At 70.6% G+C, this 17,839-nt stretch carries 16 protein-coding genes; 12 read left to right on the top strand and 4 right to left on the bottom strand.

Annotation, left to right across the window (positions count from 1 at the left end; genetic code table 11):
• Complete coding sequence (locus AMYBE_RS0106460) at positions 1-2,673, bottom strand: MGDG synthase family glycosyltransferase (protein ID WP_020658535.1); 2,673 nt, start codon at positions 2,671-2,673, stop codon at positions 1-3.
• A 15-nt stretch (positions 2,674-2,688) separates the two neighbouring features.
• A complete protein-coding gene (locus AMYBE_RS40975) occupies positions 2,689-3,627 on the bottom strand; it encodes a DMT family transporter (protein ID WP_020658534.1) in 939 nt (312 codons plus the stop codon).
• Positions 3,628-3,731: 104 nt separating this feature from the next.
• On the opposite strand from AMYBE_RS40975, the gene AMYBE_RS0106450 reads away from it, so the two are divergent.
• Together AMYBE_RS0106450 and AMYBE_RS0106445 are read left to right on the top strand one after the other, a co-directional pair.
• Positions 3,732-4,397 (top strand): VC0807 family protein, encoded by a 666-nt coding sequence (locus AMYBE_RS0106450; protein WP_020658533.1) that lies wholly within the window; start codon positions 3,732-3,734, stop codon positions 4,395-4,397.
• Positions 4,394-5,143: an SDR family NAD(P)-dependent oxidoreductase gene (locus AMYBE_RS0106445; protein WP_020658532.1), complete on the top strand. Its 750-nt coding sequence runs from the start codon at positions 4,394-4,396 to the stop codon at positions 5,141-5,143. The genes AMYBE_RS0106450 and AMYBE_RS0106445 overlap by 4 nt, the downstream gene beginning before the upstream one ends.
• 73 nt (positions 5,144-5,216) lie before the next feature.
• Here the strand turns inward: AMYBE_RS0106445 and AMYBE_RS0106440 are convergent, their stop codons facing one another.
• Positions 5,217-6,413: a PucR family transcriptional regulator gene (locus AMYBE_RS0106440; protein WP_020658531.1), complete on the bottom strand. Its 1,197-nt coding sequence runs from the start codon at positions 6,411-6,413 to the stop codon at positions 5,217-5,219.
• 151 nt (positions 6,414-6,564) lie between these two features.
• Between AMYBE_RS0106440 and hpnC the strand changes: the two genes are divergently transcribed.
• The 8 genes from hpnC to AMYBE_RS0106400 all read left to right on the top strand — a co-directional run bounded on the left by hpnC (position 6,565) and on the right by AMYBE_RS0106400 (position 15,034).
• Positions 6,565-7,419 carry a squalene synthase HpnC gene (gene hpnC / locus AMYBE_RS0106435; protein WP_020658530.1) on the top strand — a complete coding sequence of 285 codons (855 nt, stop codon included), beginning with the start codon at positions 6,565-6,567 and terminating at the stop codon, positions 7,417-7,419.
• Positions 7,416-8,276, top strand: a complete 861-nt coding sequence (gene hpnD, locus AMYBE_RS0106430; protein WP_020658529.1) for a presqualene diphosphate synthase HpnD — start codon at positions 7,416-7,418, stop codon at positions 8,274-8,276. Before hpnC ends, hpnD begins: the two co-directional genes overlap by 4 nt.
• Entirely contained in the window at positions 8,273-9,616 is a 1,344-nt protein-coding gene (hpnE, locus tag AMYBE_RS0106425) for a hydroxysqualene dehydroxylase HpnE (protein ID WP_020658528.1), read from the top strand. Before hpnD ends, hpnE begins: the two co-directional genes overlap by 4 nt.
• Complete coding sequence (locus AMYBE_RS0106420) at positions 9,613-10,635, top strand: polyprenyl synthetase family protein (RefSeq protein WP_020658527.1); 1,023 nt, start codon at positions 9,613-9,615, stop codon at positions 10,633-10,635. The genes hpnE and AMYBE_RS0106420 overlap by 4 nt, the downstream gene beginning before the upstream one ends.
• On the top strand, positions 10,635-12,533 hold the full coding sequence (gene shc / locus AMYBE_RS0106415; RefSeq protein WP_020658526.1) for a squalene--hopene cyclase: 1,899 nt from the start codon (positions 10,635-10,637) through the stop codon (positions 12,531-12,533). The genes AMYBE_RS0106420 and shc overlap by 1 nt, the downstream gene beginning before the upstream one ends.
• Positions 12,530-13,090: a phosphorylase family protein gene (locus tag AMYBE_RS0106410; protein ID WP_020658525.1), complete on the top strand. Its 561-nt coding sequence runs from the start codon at positions 12,530-12,532 to the stop codon at positions 13,088-13,090. The genes shc and AMYBE_RS0106410 overlap by 4 nt, the downstream gene beginning before the upstream one ends.
• A gap of 3 nt (positions 13,091-13,093) precedes the next feature.
• Complete coding sequence (hpnH, locus tag AMYBE_RS0106405) at positions 13,094-14,095, top strand: adenosyl-hopene transferase HpnH (protein ID WP_020658524.1); 1,002 nt, start codon at positions 13,094-13,096, stop codon at positions 14,093-14,095.
• A 366-nt stretch (positions 14,096-14,461) separates the two neighbouring features.
• Positions 14,462-15,034 carry a CGNR zinc finger domain-containing protein gene (locus tag AMYBE_RS0106400; protein WP_020658523.1) on the top strand — a complete coding sequence of 191 codons (573 nt, stop codon included), beginning with the start codon at positions 14,462-14,464 and terminating at the stop codon, positions 15,032-15,034.
• Positions 15,035-15,172: 138 nt separating this feature from the next.
• Here AMYBE_RS0106400 and AMYBE_RS0106395 read toward each other — a convergent pair whose 3' ends face one another.
• Complete coding sequence (locus AMYBE_RS0106395; RefSeq protein ID WP_020658522.1) at positions 15,173-16,063, bottom strand: alpha/beta hydrolase; 891 nt, start codon at positions 16,061-16,063, stop codon at positions 15,173-15,175.
• 109 nt (positions 16,064-16,172) lie between these two features.
• Between AMYBE_RS0106395 and AMYBE_RS0106390 the strand changes: the two genes are divergently transcribed.
• Both AMYBE_RS0106390 and AMYBE_RS0106385 read left to right on the top strand, forming a co-directional pair.
• Positions 16,173-16,628 (top strand): MarR family winged helix-turn-helix transcriptional regulator, encoded by a 456-nt coding sequence (locus tag AMYBE_RS0106390; RefSeq protein ID WP_020658521.1) that lies wholly within the window; start codon positions 16,173-16,175, stop codon positions 16,626-16,628.
• A 461-nt stretch (positions 16,629-17,089) separates the two neighbouring features.
• Positions 17,090-17,608, top strand: a complete 519-nt coding sequence (locus AMYBE_RS0106385) for a lytic polysaccharide monooxygenase auxiliary activity family 9 protein (RefSeq protein WP_020658520.1) — start codon at positions 17,090-17,092, stop codon at positions 17,606-17,608.
• Positions 17,609-17,839: the final 231 nt, after the last annotated feature.

Raw genomic sequence — 17,839 nt, 5'->3', positions numbered from 1 at the left:
TCAGAGCTGCCCGAACGCCTCGACGACCGCCGCGGCCAGCCGGTCCCCGCGGCCGTACTGGCCGGACGGCACGGTGACGCACACGGTGAAGCGATCGGCCCAGGTCAAGATGCCCACGGCGACCGGCACCCCCGGAGCGAGCGAAAGCACCGGGTAGACGGTGCGAACCAGGGCGCCGTTCAGCACGACCGGCGAGCGAGCGCCGGGCAGGACTGAGGCGATCGCGCTGAACCAGGTGCCGCGGTAGACCAGCTTGGCGGCCAGCCGGTGCAGGCGCGGCGGAAGGACGCCGACGACGCGCACGACGGCGTTGCCCGCCCGGGGCGCGGCGGATTGGCTCGCGAGCATCCGGTCGGTTTCGCGGATCCGCCGCTCCAGCGGCATCGGCCCGGTCGGAAGGTCGACCGACGCCGCGCCGGTGTGGTTGCCGAGTTTGCGGAAAGTGCCGGTGTCGCGGACGGATATCGGGATGAGCACGCGGATCCGGTCCGGGGCCGCGGCACCGAGTTCGCGGTGAAGAGCTTCGGCGACGAGGGCGAGGACCAGGTTGGTAGTCGCGACACGGGCCCGCCGCGCGGCGGCGCGGACTTCGGCGGCCGGCAGGTAAGCACGGGCGAAGTGTCGGCTGGGGCTGGTGATGCGATTGTCCCAGCGAACGCGGGGGGCGGTGCCGGCTCGGGCCAGCGCCCAGATTCCGCGGGCCAGTTCGGCCGCCCTCCGACGGCGGTCACCCGAACCTGCTCGCGCGCGTCCGTGAAAGGCCCCTTGCGGGAATCTGATTCCCGCAAGGGGCCCTTCACGGAAACGGCTAAGCTCGGCGGCCCGGCCGCGCTGCGTGGCGGTCCGGCCAAGCAGCTCGGCGGTCCGGCCTCGCGGTGTGGCGGCGTCGGTCGACCCCGCACCGGCCGCTCCGCGAGCCGGCTCGGCAGACCGTTCTCGGCGCAGCCGGCGCCCGCCGAGTGGCCCGCTGCCCTCCTGCACCCCGCGAACCCGTTCCCCCACCTTCCCCTCCTGCACCCCGCGAACCCGCTCCCCCGCCCTGCCCTCCAGCACCCCGCGAACCCGCTCCCCCAGTCTCCCCTTTCGCACCAGCGGTGCCGGCTCCACCACGTCCTTCCCGCGAGCCCGCCCCACCAGCGCGCTGATCACCGCGATCCCGTCGCTGGCCGCGTGATGCAGCGCGATCAGCAACGCTGCCTCCCCGCCGACCAGACCGGTCACCAGCCTCGCCCGCACCGGGTGTTCCGACGTCACCGGCTCCGAGAAAAACTCGTCCATCGCCGCCGTCAGCGCGTCCCCGGAACCCGCCGCCGACTCCGTCAGCACCGTCGCCGCGGTCCGCCCCGGGTCCTCCTGCCACCGCGCCCGCCACCAGCCGCCGCCGGGCAGCAACCGGGTGCGCAGGCCCGGGGTCGCGGCCACCAGGTGCTCGGCGTCCGCTCGGGTCACCGAAGATCCGTCCGCCTTGGGCGAGAACACCAGCACCGCCCCGACCTGTTGCGGCACCGCGGCCGTGGCCACGTGCGCGAACAACGCGTCCTCCGCCCGCAACCGCTGCGTCGGCGGATTCCGCGGCCCCGAAACCAGCTCCTCCAGCGCAGTCACCAACGGCATCGCTGTTTCCCCATGCCGGACAACCGCTTCAACCAACTCCTTGAAGCGTTCCGGCGACTCCAGCAGCTCCCGGACCAGCGGCGCCAGCGAGCCCTCCCGCCACGACACCACCGCCAGCCCGGCCTCCGCCATCAGCCGCGCGTTCGCCTTGCCGTGCGCGGCGATCGGCCGGTGCATCAGCACCGGCCGGCCGCACGCGAACGCCTCCAGCGCCGTCGCCCCGCCCGCGTTCGTCACCACCACATCCGATGCGAGCGTGTACACCTCCGGCCGGTCGGTCCATCCGACCACCCGCAACCGGGGCGAACCCAGCGCCCGCAATCGAGCGGCCAGCGCCTCGTTCCGGCCGCAAATCGCGATCGGCACCACCGTCTCGTCGGCCGAAAGCAATTCCCTGACCGTCGACTCGATTTCTCCAAAACCGAGCGAGCCGCACGAAACCAGCGGGACGAACGCGTCCGGCGGCAATTCCAGCTCGTGGCGGGCGGCCGCCTGGTCGCCGGCGCGGAAGACCGCGCGCACCGGCGGCGCGGACACTCCCACCCGCGCCGAAGGCGACGCCCGCAACGCCGGCGCCACCGCCACCTCGTGCATCACCATGGTCAGGTCCGCCGCGCCGTAAACCCAGAACGGATGCGGCGCGAAGTCCGAAACCCAGGCGCCGAACGGAACGTCGAGTCTTCCGTGCCGGCGCAGCCAGGCCAGGCCCGCGGTGCCCATCGGATAGGTCGACAGCACCAGGTCCGGCGCGAATTCCTCGACCGGCCGGGCCAGCCGCCGCCCGCACCAGGCGGCGACGAACCGGCGAGACGCCGCGGCGAACCAGCCGATCCGCCAGATCGCCCGGTAGAAGAATTCGTACAGCCACGGCGTGGTTTCCACATTCGCGACATAGATCCGTTGAAAAAGATCTTCGAAACCCGGGCCGAGCCGTTCCAGCGCGTTCACCCAGCGCACGGTCGCCTCCGGCCACCGCGCACGCACCGCCTCTTCGAGCGCACGCCCAGTGGCGTTGTGCCCCTGTCCCATGTTCGCGGACACGATCAGCACGCGCTGCACGCTGCCCCCTTCAGCTCAGCCAGCGGACCGGGCGAGACCGAACCCGTCGTCAGGTTCGCCCGGTGTGGATTCCTCTTCGTCGGCAGGGATTTCCGCGGACAGATGCGAGGCCCGGGTGGACAGCATCGCGATCCCCACCACGATCACCAGTGCGGCCAGCGCCTCGCCGGCCAGCGCGAGCGGCCTGCCGTCCGCCGACTCGCCCATCCAGGACAGCCCGATCGCGACGCCGACCAGCGGGTCGAGCGCGGTGATGACGGCGAGCGCGGGCGTCAGGAACCGGCCCTGCTGGAAGGTGTTCTGGCTCAACAGGAATCCCAGCGGCCCCACCACGCACACCAGATACAGCGTCCAGTGCCGAAACGGTTCGTCGACGCCGGACCGGAACTGTCCGGCGACCACCTTCATCAGCCCGGCGGTCAGCCCGTAGAGCACGCCGGTGGCGACGGCCAGCCCGAGCACCCGCAAAGATCCAGATTTCGTTGACGCCGCAACAACAAGCGAGATAAGCGTCACCACCGCGAGCGTGATTCCCAACGGCAGCAACGCGCTTCCGTTCACCAGCGTTTCGCCGTTGCCGCCCGGGCGAGCGATCACCAGGAACGCCGCCAGCCCGGCAGCGCACAACAATCCGCCGACGCTCATCGTCCGGTCCGGACGGCGGCGCTCCAGCCGGGCGGACGCGAAACCGGCGAACATCAACGATGTCACGAGCAACGGCTGGACCAGCAGCAACGGGCCGAAGGCGAGCGCGACCAGCTGCAATACCAGCCCCAGGATGGTCGCCGCGATGCCGATGAGCCACAATGGGCGTCCGACGAGCCGCTTGAACAGCGTCAGGTCCAGCGGCTTGCCGGTTTCCACCTCTTTGGTCGCCCTGGCCTGTGCGGCGCTGGCAATGCCCATGCACGCCGCGCCGGCGACGGCGGCGGGGACGGCCACGACGAGCGACATCCCCGTAACTGTCACGGAGCTTTCACCTCACATCGTCCCCATCCGCTGCGTTTATGCTGGGTAGTAGCCCGCAAAGACCGGCCACCGGAGGCAGCAGAACCCGCATGCGACACCACCACCTCACGATCGACCTCCCCTCGTTCCGCAGCCTCGTCACCGGCGGGGGCCGGCACCTGCTGGAGTCGACGCTGGTCCCGGCCGGCCTCTTCTACCTCCTGCTGACCCTGGTGAGCTTCGACAGCGGGGTCATCGCGGCGCTCAGCTGGGCGGCGGCGGTGATCGGGACGCGACTGCTGCGGCGCAAGCCGATTCCCGCGGTGCTGCTGCTGACCACCGGGTTGCTGGTCGCGCGCACCGTGCTGGGCCTGGCGACCGGCAGTGCTTTCCTGTACTTCCTGCAGCCGACTTTACAGAATTTCGTCGTCGCCGTCCTGTTCCTGGCGTCCGCCCCGTTCAACAAACCGTTGCTCGCGCGGCTCGCCGGCGATTTCTGCGCATTCCCGGAATCGCTGTCGGCGCACCCCGGAATGCGCCGGTTCTTCCAGCGGGTGTCGGTGCTGTGGGCGCTGGTGTTCGCGGTGAACGGAACGGTCACGCTGCTGATGCTCGCGACCGCGACGGTCGGGAACTTCCTCATGGTGAGCACTGCCGGCTCGTACACCGTGATCGGGCTGGCGATCGCCGGTTCGCTGTGGTGGTTCCGCCGGTCGCTGCGCTCGGCGGGCATCACGCTGCGCATGGGCCACCGCCCGGCCGCGCTGGCCGCATGACCCGAACGGCGCTGGTCACCGGCGCGTCGTCGGGCATCGGCGCCGCCACCGCTCGGCTGCTGGCCCGTTCCGGCGCCCGCGTGCTGCTGCACGGCCGCGACGAGGACCGGCTGGCCGCGCTCGCCGCGGAAACCGACGGCACCGCGCTCCCTGCCGATCTCGGACTCTCCGGCGCCGCAACGGATCTTGCCGAACGCGCGCTCGCTGTCACCGGATCGGTGGATCTGCTCGTCAACAACGCCGGGCTCGGCTGGGCCGGTCCGTTGCCCGAACTGCCGGCCGGGCGACTGGCCGAACTCGTCGCGGTGAACCTCGCCGCTCCGATCGAGCTGACCCGCGCGCTGCTGCCCGCGATGCTCGACCATGGCCGCGGGCAGCTCGTGTTCGTGTCCTCGATCGCCGGGCGCACCGGCGTCGCTGGGGAAGCGGTCTACGCGGCGACCAAGTCCGGTGTGGACGCTTTCGCGGAGAGTCTCCGATTCGAGTTGCACGGGACTGGAGTGACGGTCGGAGTCGTAGTTCCCGGTGTGGTGCGCACGGAATTCTTCACCCGCCGCGGCCGGCCGTACACCCGCGGTATTCCGCGTCCGGTCAGCGCGGAACGCGTCGCCGCCGCGGTGGTGCACGCCGCGCGCCGTCCCGGCGACTACTACCTGCCGCGCTGGCTGCGTTTCCCGGCCGCGTTGCGCGGCGCGGCACCCGGCGTTTACCGCACGCTCGCCGCGCGCTTCGGCGCCGAAAGCTGATGCGTCCCCGCCGTCTGTCACAAGATTCAACGTAGAACCGCGCGCCCGCCGCCGCATCCGGGACATTCCCCGATCAGCCGATCCGGTCCGGCCCGCCGGGCGGACCCCAGGCCAGCGCGAGCAGCAGCGTCGCGCGCGCGGACGGATCGTCCAGCGAGGGCCCGAAAAGATCGTGCAGCCGGCCCAACCGGTAAGACACCGTCTGCGGGTGGATGTGCAGGTCCTCGGCCACTGCTTTGCGGTCGCCCAGGTGCAGCAGCCAGGACGTGAGCGTGGTGCACAGCCGGTCCCGCGCAGACTGGTTCAGCTCGTCGAGCGGGGCCAGCGCCTGTCTTCGCAGCACGTCCAGCAGCCGGTCGTCGCGGTGCACGATGATCGCGTCCAGATGCTCGTCGGCGAACACCGGGTCGTCGCTGAGCAGGTGGTCCCGGCGCAGCCGCGCGGTCACTTCGGCGATCCGCAGGCTGGCTGGCAGCCGGTCGAGCGGCACCGCCGCGCCCACCACCGCTCCCCCGCCCCGCAGCGCCCTGGCCAGCCACGCCCGCCGGCCGGGCCCGTCCGGGTCCGGGACGATCGCGACCACCACGCCGGGACGGTGCAGCCGCAGACAGCTGTCCTCCAGCCGGAACACCAGCTCCCGGCCCAGCTCGTTGTCGTCCTGCACCAACACGACCGCGGCCTGGTTCGGCAATCGCCAATCCGCGCGCGCCGCGGCCGCGCGCACTGCCGCCATGTCCGCGCGATCGGACAACAGCAACGCGGTCAACTCGTCGCGCAGCCGATCCCGCGCGCGTACCGCGTCGGCTTGTTCCTGCAGGTAACCGCGCAACGACGACTCGGAAAGCTGATCCACCAGCGCGAAGACGGTGGTGGCCAGCGACGCGAACAGTTCCGCGGGCACGCTGAGGTCGAGCGCTGCGTCGGAGACGTGTCGCCACGCCACCCGCGCGCCCACCCGGTAGGCGGACAGCAGGCCGGTGACCGGACGGCCCAGCCGGTACTGCGCGCGGCCGATTTCCTCGAACACCACCTGCTCGACGCCAGAACCGAGCTCCGGCAGCCGGGCGTCCGGTTCGGCGGCGAGGTCGATCATCCGCCGCACGAACCCCGCGCTGGCCTCGACCACATCGGCGAGTTCTTCGGCGAGGAATTCCGCGTAGTCGGGATGCTCGTCGGTCAGCTGGTCGCGGACCTCGTTGAGAATGGCGGGCAGCCGGCGGGCCACGACCGCCTCCAGTTCGCCCAGCCGGGTCGCCTGATCTGGTCCCATGGTTCCGGGAGTCCTTCCTGTGCCGCAGGAGTGCATGGGTTCGCCTTGGAACATCCTCTCCCCACTTTGGCTCCTCGTGCCAAGTCGAAGCCAGCGAAATTCGCTTTCCGGCGGCAGAAGACGCCCGACCGGGGGCGCGACACTGGCCAAGATGAGACCTCACGTCGCCCCGGACGCCCGCGCGCTGCGGGAAAAACGCGGCGCGGAAAACTTCCCGGTGGCACTGCGCGTGCTGCCGCGGCAACTGCGCGCCGACCTGGTCTCGGTCTATGCCGTCGCACGCACGATCGACGATCTCGGCGACGAGGCCGAAGGCGACCGGACTGCCCGGCTCACCGCGTTCTCCGCCGAGCTGTCCGCGGCGTTCGGCGGCGATGAACCAGCCGATCCGGCAGTGCGTGGACTTCTCCCGGCGATCCGGGCCGGACGGCTGAAGGAAGAACCGTTTCAACTTCTGGTGCGGGCGAACCTGCAAGACCAGCACATCCGCCGCTATCCGGCCTTCGGAGATCTTCTGGCGTACTGCCAACTTTCCGCGAATCCGGTCGGACGCATCGTGCTGGACCTGCTCGATGTGTCCGATCCGGACGCCGCGGAGCTCTCCGACCGGATCTGCACCGGGCTGCAGCTGGTGGAGCACTGGCAGGACGTCGGCGAGGACTGCCGCGCCGGACGGGTGTACCTGCCACAAGAGGATCTCGCCGAGTTCGGGGTAGCGGAGCGGGAACTGGCCGCGGCGCACGCGTCGCCGCCGCTGAAAGCGCTGATGCGCTGGGAAACCGACCGCGCCGCCGCCCTGCTGGGCAGCGGCGCGGAGCTGGTCCAGCGGCTGTCCGGGTGGGGACGGCTCGCGGTGAGCGGGTTCCTCGCCGGCGGGCTGGCGACGGTCGACGCGTTGCGCGCGAGCGGCGGCGACGTGTTGTCCGAACCGGTCCGGCCGAGCCGGGGCGGGTTGCTGGGCTGGCTGATCTGGCTGCAGGCGAGCACGAGGAGGCGGGCTGGATGACGACCGTCGAGGACGCCTACGCGCACTGCGCGGAGGTCACCAAGCACCAGGCACGAAACTTCTACTACGGGATTCGATTGCTGCCGCCGGCCAAGCGTGCGGCGTTGTGCGCGGTGTACGCGCTGGCCCGGATCATCGACGACATCGGCGACGACCCCGAAGCCGCCGCCGAGGCGAAGCTGCAGGGCCTGGGCGGCGTACGGGAAGCTCTCAGCGACCTGTCCGCGCGCACCGAACCGGTGTACGTCGCGGTCGCGGACGCGACCCGCCGGTACCCGATTCCGCTCGGCGCGTTCGACGAATTGCTCGACGGTGTCGAGATGGATGTCACCGGTCGCAAGTACGTGCGCTTCGAGGAGTTGGTCGAGTACTGCCGGTGCGTGGCCGGTTCGGTCGGCCGGCTGTGCCTCGGCGTGTTCGGCAGCAAGCCCGAGCCGCACGCTTCGGTGTACGCCGACGAGCTGGGGATTGCCCTGCAGCAGACCAACATCCTCCGCGACATTCGCGAGGACCTGCTCAACGGCCGGGTCTATCTGCCCAAGGAGGATCTCGACCGGTTCGGCGTCGAGCTGTCCGTCGGGCCGGACGGGAAGCTGGCCGACCCGGGCGGCGGCCTCACCGCGCTGATCCGCGACAGCGCCGCGCGAGCCCGCGACTGGTACGCCCGCGGCCTGCGCCTGGTGCCCTCTTTGGACGGTCGCAGCGCGGCCTGCTGCACCGCGATGTCCGGCATCTACCGCACCCTGCTCGATCGGATCGACGAACAGCCGTCCCGCGTGTTCGACCGACGGCTTTCGTTGTCCGGCCGGGAAAAGGCGGTGGTCGCGGTCCGGGCGCTGACCGGGATCGGCCGATGACCGGGCCGGTCGCGGTGGTCGGCGGCGGCCTGGCCGGAATCGCCGCGGCGCTCGCCTGCGCCGACGCCGGCCGCGCGGTGACGCTGTTCGAGGCGCGGCCGCACCTCGGCGGGCTGACGCATTCGTTCCCTCGCGGAGATCTGCAAGTCGACAATGGACAGCACGTCTTCCTGCGCTGCTGCACGGCGTATCGGGCGCTGCTGGACCGCCTCGGCGTCGCCGAGCGGGTGACGCTGCAACCTCGGCTGGAGATTGCGATCCGCCGGCCGGGCGCGGCCGCCCCGACCTGGCTGCGGCGCGGCGATCTGCCCGCGCCGCTGCACCTGGCCGGTTCGCTGCTGCGGTACGGCCCGCTTCGTCCGTTGGACCGGGCGCGGTTCGCGCTGGCCGCGCTGGCGCTGCGCCGGGTGGATCCGGCGGCGGACCACACCGATCGGCAGTCGTTCGGAGAATGGCTGCGGCGACACGGGCAGAGCGCGGCCGCGATCGAAGCGCTGTGGGATCTGGTCGGCGTCGCGACGCTCAACGCGACTGCCGACGAGGCGTCTCTCAGCCTCGCCGCGACGGTCTTCCAGGAGGGCCTGCTCACCGATCCGGCCGCCGCGGACATCGGGTGGTCGCTGGTGCCGCTGCGCGAGCTGCACGGCGAACCGGCGCGCGAACGCCTGGCCGAAGCGGGCGCGGAGGTCCGCACCGGCACCAAGGTGCGTGCTGTCCGCGAGGGCTGGCAGATCAGCACCGACGACGGCGACGAATGCTTCTGCCAGGTCGTCCTCGCCACCCCGCCGCCGGTCACCGAAGCGCTCGCCCCGGCCGGCGCGATCAACCTGCCGCCCGGCTGGTCCGGCGGGCTGGGCAGCTCGCCGATCGTGAACGTGCACGTCGTGCTCGACCGGCCGGTGCTGGCCGAACCGTTCGTCGCGGGCGTGCGCACGCCGGTGCAATGGGTGTTCGACCGAACCCGGCAGTCCGGTTTGGACTCCGGCCAGTACCTCGCGATGTCGCTGTCCGCCGCGGACGCCCAGATCGACGTCCCGACCGCGAAACTGCGCGATTCGCTGCTGCCGGAACTGCTGTCGCTGCTGCCGGAAGCACGCGGTGCCGAGGTACTCGACTTCTTCGTCACGCGCGAGCGGCACGCGACCTTCCGGCCCGCCCCCGGCACCGCTTCGCTGCGCCCGCCCGCGCGCACCGCGGCACCCGGGCTGTACCTGGCCGGCGCGTGGACCGCGACCGGATGGCCCGCGACGATGGAGGGCGCCGCGCGCAGCGGTGCCGCGGCCGCGGCTGCCCTCCTGCACGAGAACGTACCGGGGAAGAGGGAGGGAGTCGGAGCATGACCGCCGAAGTGTTTTCCGCCGCGGAGACGGTCCCGCTGGTACTCAAGCGGGTACGCGGACTGGTCCAGCCGGAGCTGCGCGCCGCCGTCGACCGGCTGGACGAAGACAGCCGTGCGATGACCGCCTACCACTTCGGCTGGACCGATCCGAACGGCGTCCCAGCGCGCGGCAACGGTGGCAAGGCGGTGCGTTCCGCGCTCGCGGTCCTGTCCGCCGAAGCCGCCGGGGCGCCCGCTCGCCTCGGGGTGCCCGGCGGGGTCGCGGTGGAACTCGTGCACAACTTCTCACTGGTCCACGACGATCTGATGGACGGCGACACCGAGCGCAGGCATCGCCCGACAGTCTGGGCGCTCTGGGGTTCGGCGAACGCGATCCTCACCGGCGACGCGATGCTCGCGCTCGCGCTGGAAGTAGTGCTGGAGAGCGGTTCGCCGCACGCCGGGGCCGCCGGACAGCTGCTCACCGAGACCACGCGACGGCTCATCCGCGGCCAGCTCCTCGACGTCGCCTTCGAGCAGCGCGACGACGTCACGCTCGCCGAATGCGTCGCGATGGCGGCCGGGAAGACCGGAGCGCTGCTGTCTGCCAGCTCGGCGATCGGCGCGGTCCTGGCCGGCGCTCCCGCCGAGGTGACCGACGCGCTCACCGTGTTCGGCGAGGAGATCGGACTGGCCTTCCAGCTGGTCGACGACATGCTCGGAATCTGGGGCAACCCGGCGGTCACCGGCAAGCCGATCTACTCCGACCTGCGAGCGCGCAAGAAGTCGCTGCCGATCACTTACGCGACCACGCACGGCGGCGCGGCCGGACGCGAGCTGGCCAGCTGGCTGTCCACTGGCGACGACGCGGACCTCGCCGAAGTCGCCGCACTGGTCGATGCCGCGGGCGGACGCGACTGGGCCGTCGCGGAGGCCGCGCGGCACGTCGCCGTCGCGGAAGGCGCGCTGGCCGGGCTCCCGCCAGGCCCGCGTGCCGAGCTGACCGCGATCGCGCGGTTCATCGCAGGAAGGGACGCGTAATGACCCAAACCGTTCCCCGCGCATCCGCGACCGCCACCCCCGCCGACGCCCTCGCCGCCGGCATCGGATTCCTCCGTCGCGAACAGGACCGAGCCGGCTGGTGGAAGGGCGAACTCGCCACCAACGTCACCATGGACGCCGAGGATCTGCTCCTCCGGCATTTCCTCGGCATCCTCACCCCGCAGGCAGCCGAGGAATCCGCTCGCTGGATCCGCTCCCAGCAGCGCGCCGACGGCACCTGGGCCACCTTCCCCGGCGGCCCTGCCGATCTCTCCACCACCGTCGAAGCGTTCGTCGCGCTGCGGCTGGCCGGCGATCCGGCGGACGCGCCGTGGCTGACGCCGTCCGCCGAGTTCATCCGCGACCAGGGCGGCATCGAAGCGGCCCGGGTGTTCACCCGGATCTGGCTCGCCCTGGTCGGCCAGTGGTCCTGGGACGATCTGCCGAACCTGCCGCCGGAGCTCGTCTTCCTGCCGTCCTGGTTCCCGCTCAACGTCTACGACTTCGCCTGCTGGGCCCGCCAGACGATCGTCCCGCTGACCGTCGTCAGCACGCTGCGCCCGGTCCGCCCGCTGCCGTTCGACGTCGCCGAGTTGCGCACCGGAAAACGGCCGCCGAAGACGCGTACGCCGTGGACCTGGGACGGGATGTTCCAGAACCTCGACACCGCGTTGCACGCGTACGCGAAACTGCCGTTCAACCCGATCCGCAAAGCGGCGCTCAAGCAGGCCGCGGAGTGGATACTGGCACGGCAGGAGGCCGACGGTTCGTGGGGCGGGATCCAGCCGCCGTGGGTGTACTCGATCCTCGCACTGCACCTGCTCGGCTACCCGCTGGACCACCCGGCGGTCAAGGCCGGGATCGCCGGGCTGGACGGGTTCACCATCCGGGAGGAAACCGACCAGGGCTGGCTGCGCCGGCTCGAAGCCTGCCAGTCGCCGGTGTGGGACACCGCGCTGGCGATGACCGCACTGCTCGACGCGGGCGTCTCCGCCGGCGACGAAATGCTGGTGCGCGCCACGGATTGGCTGCTGGGCGAGGAAATCCGGGTGCCGGGCGACTGGACGGTGCGGCGGCCGTCGCTCGCGCCGGGCGGGTTCGCGTTCGAGTTCGCCAACGACGGCTACCCGGACACCGACGACACCGCCGAGGTCGTGCTGGCCTTGCGCCGGATGGGCAAGCCGGACCACCTCCGGATCCGCGGCGCGGTCGACCGCAGCGTGGCCTGGCTGGAGGGGATGCAGTCCCGCGACGGCGGCTGGGGCGCCTTCGACGCGGACAACACGCAGGTCCTCACCACGAAACTGTCGTTCTGCGACTTCGGCGCGGTGATCGACCCGCCGTCGGCGGACGTGACCGCGCACGTGGTCGAAATGCTGGCGGCGGAGGGGAAAACCGGCACCAGGGAGTGCCGTCGCGGGGTGCAGTGGCTGCTGGACCACCAGGAAGACGACGGTTCGTGGTTCGGCCGCTGGGGCGCGAACTACGTCTACGGGACGGGCGCGGTGGTCCCCGCGTTGACGGCGGCCGGCATTCCGCGGTCCTCTCCCCGGGTCCGGCGGGCCGTGCGATGGCTGGCGGAGCACCAGAACGCGGACGGCGGCTGGGGCGAGGACCTGCGCTCCTATCGAGACCGGGAATGGGCTGGACGAGGCGATTCGACGCCGTCGCAGACCGCGTGGGCATTGCTTGCTTTGCTGGCCGCCGGAGAACGCGAGTCCGAAGTGGTCACCCGGGGCGTCGAGTGGCTGTGCGCGCGACAGCGGCCGGACGGCGGCTGGGACGAGGACAAGCACACCGGCACCGGATTCCCCGGCGACTTCTACCTGTCCTATCACCTGTACCGCGTGGTATTCCCGCTGTCCGCGCTCGGCCGGTACGTGCGAGGCGGCTCGTGACCCGGGCGGTAGTCTGCACGCCGCTGCGGATCGAACAGGCCGCGGTGCGCGGGCTCCGTCCTGTCCACACCGGACTCGGCCCGCGCCGGTCCGCCGCCGCTCGGCTTCCCGCCGGTCCACGGATCGTCGCGGGGCTCGGCGGCGGCCTGGCCGCGCAGGTGCGACCAGGCGATGTCGTGGTCGCTTCCGAAGTACGCGGTGCAGGCGAGGCGGTACCGGCGTCCTTCGCTTCGCTGGTGGATGACTTGCGAGAACTCGGCCTTACTGTCCATATCGGACCCATCCTCAGCACCGACCACCCGGTGCGGGAGCGAGAACGGTCCTCGCTGGCGAAGACCGGAGCGCTGGCCGTCGACATGGAATCGGCCTGGCTGGCTCCCGGCGCGGCGCCGTTCGCCGTCGTCCGGGCCATTGTGGACACCGCAAACCAGCCGCTGCTGCGTGTGTCGACGATCGCGCACGGCCTGGCCGGATTGCGGAGCCTGCGCCGCGCCGTGCCCGCTCTCGCCGGGTGGGCGGCTAAACCGACAACCACGCTACCTCGGGAGGTGCGCTGAACCATGGCCATGCCGTTGCGCCAGTCTGTCCGGCTGGGCAGCTACCTGCTCAAGCAGAAGCTGCTGCGCAAGGAGAAGTTCCCGTTGCTGGTCGAGCTGGAACCGCTGTTCGCGTGCAATCTGAAATGCGGCGGTTGCGGCAAGATCGCGCAACCGCACACCCTGCTGAAACAGCGGATGCCGGTGGAGCAGGCGGTCGGCGCGATCGAGGAAAGCGGCGCGCCGATGGTGTCGATCGCCGGCGGCGAACCGCTGATGCACCCGCAGATCGACGAGATCACCCGGCAGCTGCTGGACCGGAACAAGATCATCTTTCTCTGCACGAACGCCTTGCTGCTTCCCAAGCACATCCACAAGTTCAAGCCGCACCGCAACTTCGCCTGGATGGTGCACATCGACGGCCTCGAAGAGCGGCATGACGCGTCGGTGCGCAAGACCGGCGGCTTCCAAGCCGCGGTGGACGCGATCAAACTGGCGAAGAGCAAGGGTTTCCGGGTGATGACGAACACGACGTTCTTCACCGGCGACACCCCGCAGGACGTGATCGACGTCCTCGACTACCTCAACGACCTCGGCGTGGACAACATGCAGATCTCGCCCGGGTACGCCTACGAGAAGGCTCCGGACCAGGACCACTGGCTCGGCGTCCAGCAGACCCGGGAACTGTTCGCCAAGGCGTTCGGCGGCGGCAACCGGAAACGCTGGCGGCTCAATCACTCTCCGGTGTTCCTGGATTTCCTCGAAGGCAAACGCGATCTCGAATGCACTCCCTGGGGCATCCCGTCCTATTCGCTGCTCGGCTGGCAACGCCCCTGTTACCTGCTGGACGACGGCTACGCGAAGACCTACCGGGAACTCATCGAAACCACCGAATGGGAGAATTTCGGCCGCGGCAAGGACCCGCGCTGCGCCAACTGCATGGCGCACTGCGGCTACGAGCCGACCGCCGTGATCGCCACGCTCGGCTCGCTCAAGGAATCCGTGCGGGCCGCCGTCGGACACTGATCGGTCGCCCTCGCGGTCGCGGCCGGGCCATCATGGCCGCATGCGTGCACAGCGATTTCTTCGCCCCCGGGCAGTGCCCGGGGGCTGCGCGTGCGCGCCGGGTTCCGCCCGCTGACGTTCGCGTCTCCCCTCGCTGCCCGGAGGTGAAGCCACCTTCACCCCCGAGGTTCCGCAGTGCGGAAGCCATTCCGTGGATCCCGCGCTGCGCCGCATCGCCGCGCTGACCGAAGCCGCCCTCGGCACCGGCATCAGAAGGACGAGAATCCGTTCCCCGGCTATTCATCACCCGCCCATTGCGTCCGGATAATCTCTTCGGGGCGAACCAGCGTTGTTGCGCGACAATTCATCACCTGTCAAACTGGTGCGATGGAGCACGCCTTCCCTTGCGGGAACCCGGCACTGGACTTCGTCGGCACGCTGCGCGCACGGCGCAACGACGTCCCGGCAGAGATGCTGGGCTCGCCGCGCAGCCTGGACGCCTGGTTCCGGGAATCCGGCGTCACCGACTCCGATCCCGGCAGCACTGCATCCGACCTGGCTGGGGCTGTCGCGGTGAGGGAAGCGATCTACACCCTGGTTGCCGCGCGGCTCACCGGCCACGAGTACGACACCGAGGCGCTTACCCTGCTCAACGAGGCGGCCGCCCAGCCGGACGCCGTCCCGCAACTGAGCCGCACCGGCCGGCACACCCGAGCGACGGCGGCGCAGGCGCTGTCCACGGTGGCCCGGACGGCAGTCGCCATCCTGGGCGGACCCGACGCGGATCTGCTGAAGGAGTGCGGCCGCCCCGAGTGCACGCAGGTGTACCTGGACCATTCGAGGGGCTCGCGCCGCGAATGGTGTGCCATGGCGACCTGCGGGAACAAGATGAAGGCCGCCGCCTACCGGGCGCGGCAGCGGGGAAATCCGCCGCTCAGCCCGTCCCGGCAGTCCAGCTGAGTCCACCTGGACGGCAGCAGTTCCCCAAGCGCCGCCGCGCAAACCTCACCACCGAAGCAGGGCGGCCTTGCGGGAACGGGGTTTCGCAAGGACCCCTTTCCCGGCCCCGGCACCGGACCGGTCAACCAGCCGCGAACTTCAGCCGACGACCTCCCGCACGAACCGGACCACCCGCCCGATCGCCGCGTCCGCTTCCTCCAGCTTCCCGTAGTTCGACTGGAACACATGCGGCAACCCGGCCGCCACCTCCAGCGTCACGTCGACCTCGTCCCTTCCGGCCCGAGCCGCGAGCCGGACCGCGTCGTCCAGCAGCACCTCGTTCGAGCCCACCTGCACCAGCATCGGCGGCAGCCCGGCCAGATCCGCGAACACCGGACTGACCAGCGGATTCGCCCGGTCCGCCGCCCCGGCGTAGCGGTCCGCGTAAGCCTGGACGTCGGCCGCTGTGAAGATCGGATCCGCCTCTTCCTTGCCCTGGATGCTCTCCCCGCCGAGACTCAAATCAGCCCACGGCGAGAACACCACCACCCCGGCGGGCATCGGCAACCCGGCATCCCGAGCGGCCACCAAGGTGGCGATGCTCAGCCCGCCGCCCGCCGAATCCCCGGCCAGCACGATTTCCCGCGCACCGACCCCGGATTCCAGCAGCTCCCGGTAGGCCGCGACCCCGTCCTCGACCGCGGCCGGGAAGACGTGCTCAGGCGCCAATCGGTAGTCCACCAGGACGGTCCGCAGTCCTGCGCGCCGGGCAAGCTCGCCGGCCAGGCCGGCATGGGTGTCGACCGACCCGATGACATACCCCCCGCCGTGCAGGTACAGCAGTCGTCCGCGTCCGGCCGTTCCGTCCGGCTCCAATTCCAATGCCGGGCGACCGCCCAGCTCCGTCCGGCGGGCGGCCACGCCGTCGGGCACCGGGCGAGTGAAGGTCGCCGCGAACCCGTTGCGTTCCTCCGCCAGCGTCGGCGGCGTCTCCGGACGGGGCGCGGAACGGATCAAGGCGTCAAGGGCTTCGCGCTGCTCACGGGACATGTCGTGCCTCCAAGCGATCGGGATGAGAGGATGGTTTCCTTCGAATCCATCTGGTCCCTCTCAACCGGATTCCTCGGAAGATGATTCCATGGAATCCACTGGAGAAGTTGTGAGCCACGTCACTCAAGCCTTCGTCGACCTCGTCCGGGTCGAGACCCGCCTCTACACCGCGGCGAGCGCCCGACTGCGCGCCGACCTGGGCCTGAGCCTCGGCCAGTTCGAATTTCTGGACATCATTGAACGCACGCCGAACTGCCGCGTCCTTGACATCGCAGCCGAAGTGGCGATCACCGTCGGCGCGGTCAGCAAGGGAGTCGACCGCCTCGCCGCGGCCGGCTGGTGCGAACGATTCGCCAACCCGCACGACCGGCGCTCGTCCGTCCTCCGCCTCACCGAGTCGGGACAGCGCATCTTGGCCGAGTCCCGCCCGGTGGTCGAAGACGAACTCGCCGCCCTGACCGCGACGATCGACCCGGCGGAGTTGACCAGGGTCGCCGCCACTCTCGCCGCCCTCCGGGAAACCCTGGAAGCCGGCCGCCACGGCGAGCCCGGGCGAGGAGCCTGACCCAGCCGGAAAGCATCTCGAAGGCGGAAGAGGTCCAGCCGGTCCTAGCCAGAATCATCGGGATATACGGCACCGTCGACCGGGCTCGACGGATTCGGCCGAAGCCGAGCACCGCCGACAGGTCAGTGCCAGCGCTTTGATTGTCCACAACAGACTGTCCAAATCGGACCCCAAAGCCAGGAGATCACCAAGCGTGGTCGCGGACGCGCCGGCTCACTCGTCCAGCCCAACGCCTCCGCCCCGCTCGGTGACTGCTCGCGCCCGCCCCTTTGGTTGCCGAATCACCGCGGGCCCCCGGCTCTTTGCCAGCTGTTGACCTTCCGGATTGGTCGTCGTATGGTCTAGACCAAGAAGCCCACTCCCTCCCCGCTCACGACTTCCCCGCGGGCCGGCTCCCGAAAGCCGGCGCGTCGCTTTGTCGTACCCGCGAACGGAAGCGAGCACTCCCCGAAGGAGCTGCCATGAAAGCGAACCGGAAACTCGTCGCCGCGGCGGTCGGCACGGCTATCGCACCGGTGCTCGTGCTGATCAGCCCAGCGGGCATCGCCAGCGCGCACGGATACGTCAACGCGCTGGCGAGCCGGCAGGCGCAATGCGCGCAGGGAACTGTTTCTTGCGGGCAGATCAAGTACGAACCACAGAGCGTCGAGGGACCGAAGGGGCTGCACAGCTGCGACGGCGGCAACTCGCAGTTCGCCGAACTGAACGACGACAACAAGGGCTGGAAGGCGACTCCGACCGGCGGCACCGCCACCTTCACCTGGACGTTCACCGCCCGGCACCGCACCTCCAGCTACGAATACTGGATCGGAAACGAGAAAATCGCGACCGTCGACGGCAACGGCCAGCAGCCGCCGGCCACCGTGACCCACCAGGTCGACCTGAAGGGGCACACCGGACGCCAGACCGTGCTCGCCGTCTGGAACATCGCGGACACCGCGAACGCGTTCTACTCCTGCATCGACCTGCAAGTAAGCTGAGCCCAAATGTCCACAAAGGACATCGGGGCACGGGCCGGCACCCCCGGCCCGTGCCTCGTCGCGCATTTTCGGGAAACCCGGACTGACAAAACGAGCCAACCTTCCCGGCGCGCGTTGACCCGCCTCCGCACCGTCACTAGCGTGCCCGGCACCCGGAAAGGGCACGACCCTAGGAGGCGGTTTCCTTGATTTCCCGGCGAGCATTCCTCGGCGCATCCGCGGCAGCAGCGA

Source organism: Amycolatopsis benzoatilytica AK 16/65, assembly GCF_000383915.1.
Classification (GTDB): domain Bacteria; phylum Actinomycetota; class Actinomycetes; order Mycobacteriales; family Pseudonocardiaceae; genus Amycolatopsis; species Amycolatopsis benzoatilytica.
Note: the sequence above shows the minus strand (reverse complement) of the source record. Positions and strands in the feature narration are given on the sequence as shown.

Coding starts and splice junctions, on each gene's coding strand:
- AMYBE_RS40975 (WP_020658534.1), bottom strand. CDS start 3,627: ATGTCGCTCGTCGTGGCCGTCCCCGCCGCCGTCGCCGGCGCGGCGTGC.
- AMYBE_RS0106450 (WP_020658533.1), top strand. CDS start 3,732: ATGCGACACCACCACCTCACGATCGACCTCCCCTCGTTCCGCAGCCTC.
- AMYBE_RS0106445 (WP_020658532.1), top strand. CDS start 4,394: ATGACCCGAACGGCGCTGGTCACCGGCGCGTCGTCGGGCATCGGCGCC.
- AMYBE_RS0106440 (WP_020658531.1), bottom strand. CDS start 6,413: ATGGGACCAGATCAGGCGACCCGGCTGGGCGAACTGGAGGCGGTCGTG.
- hpnC (WP_020658530.1), top strand. CDS start 6,565: ATGAGACCTCACGTCGCCCCGGACGCCCGCGCGCTGCGGGAAAAACGC.
- hpnD (WP_020658529.1), top strand. CDS start 7,416: ATGACGACCGTCGAGGACGCCTACGCGCACTGCGCGGAGGTCACCAAG.
- hpnE (WP_020658528.1), top strand. CDS start 8,273: ATGACCGGGCCGGTCGCGGTGGTCGGCGGCGGCCTGGCCGGAATCGCC.
- AMYBE_RS0106420 (WP_020658527.1), top strand. CDS start 9,613: ATGACCGCCGAAGTGTTTTCCGCCGCGGAGACGGTCCCGCTGGTACTC.
- shc (WP_020658526.1), top strand. CDS start 10,635: ATGACCCAAACCGTTCCCCGCGCATCCGCGACCGCCACCCCCGCCGAC.
- hpnH (WP_020658524.1), top strand. CDS start 13,094: ATGGCCATGCCGTTGCGCCAGTCTGTCCGGCTGGGCAGCTACCTGCTC.
- AMYBE_RS0106400 (WP_020658523.1), top strand. CDS start 14,462: ATGGAGCACGCCTTCCCTTGCGGGAACCCGGCACTGGACTTCGTCGGC.
- AMYBE_RS0106395 (WP_020658522.1), bottom strand. CDS start 16,063: ATGTCCCGTGAGCAGCGCGAAGCCCTTGACGCCTTGATCCGTTCCGCG.
- AMYBE_RS0106385 (WP_020658520.1), top strand. CDS start 17,090: ATGAAAGCGAACCGGAAACTCGTCGCCGCGGCGGTCGGCACGGCTATC.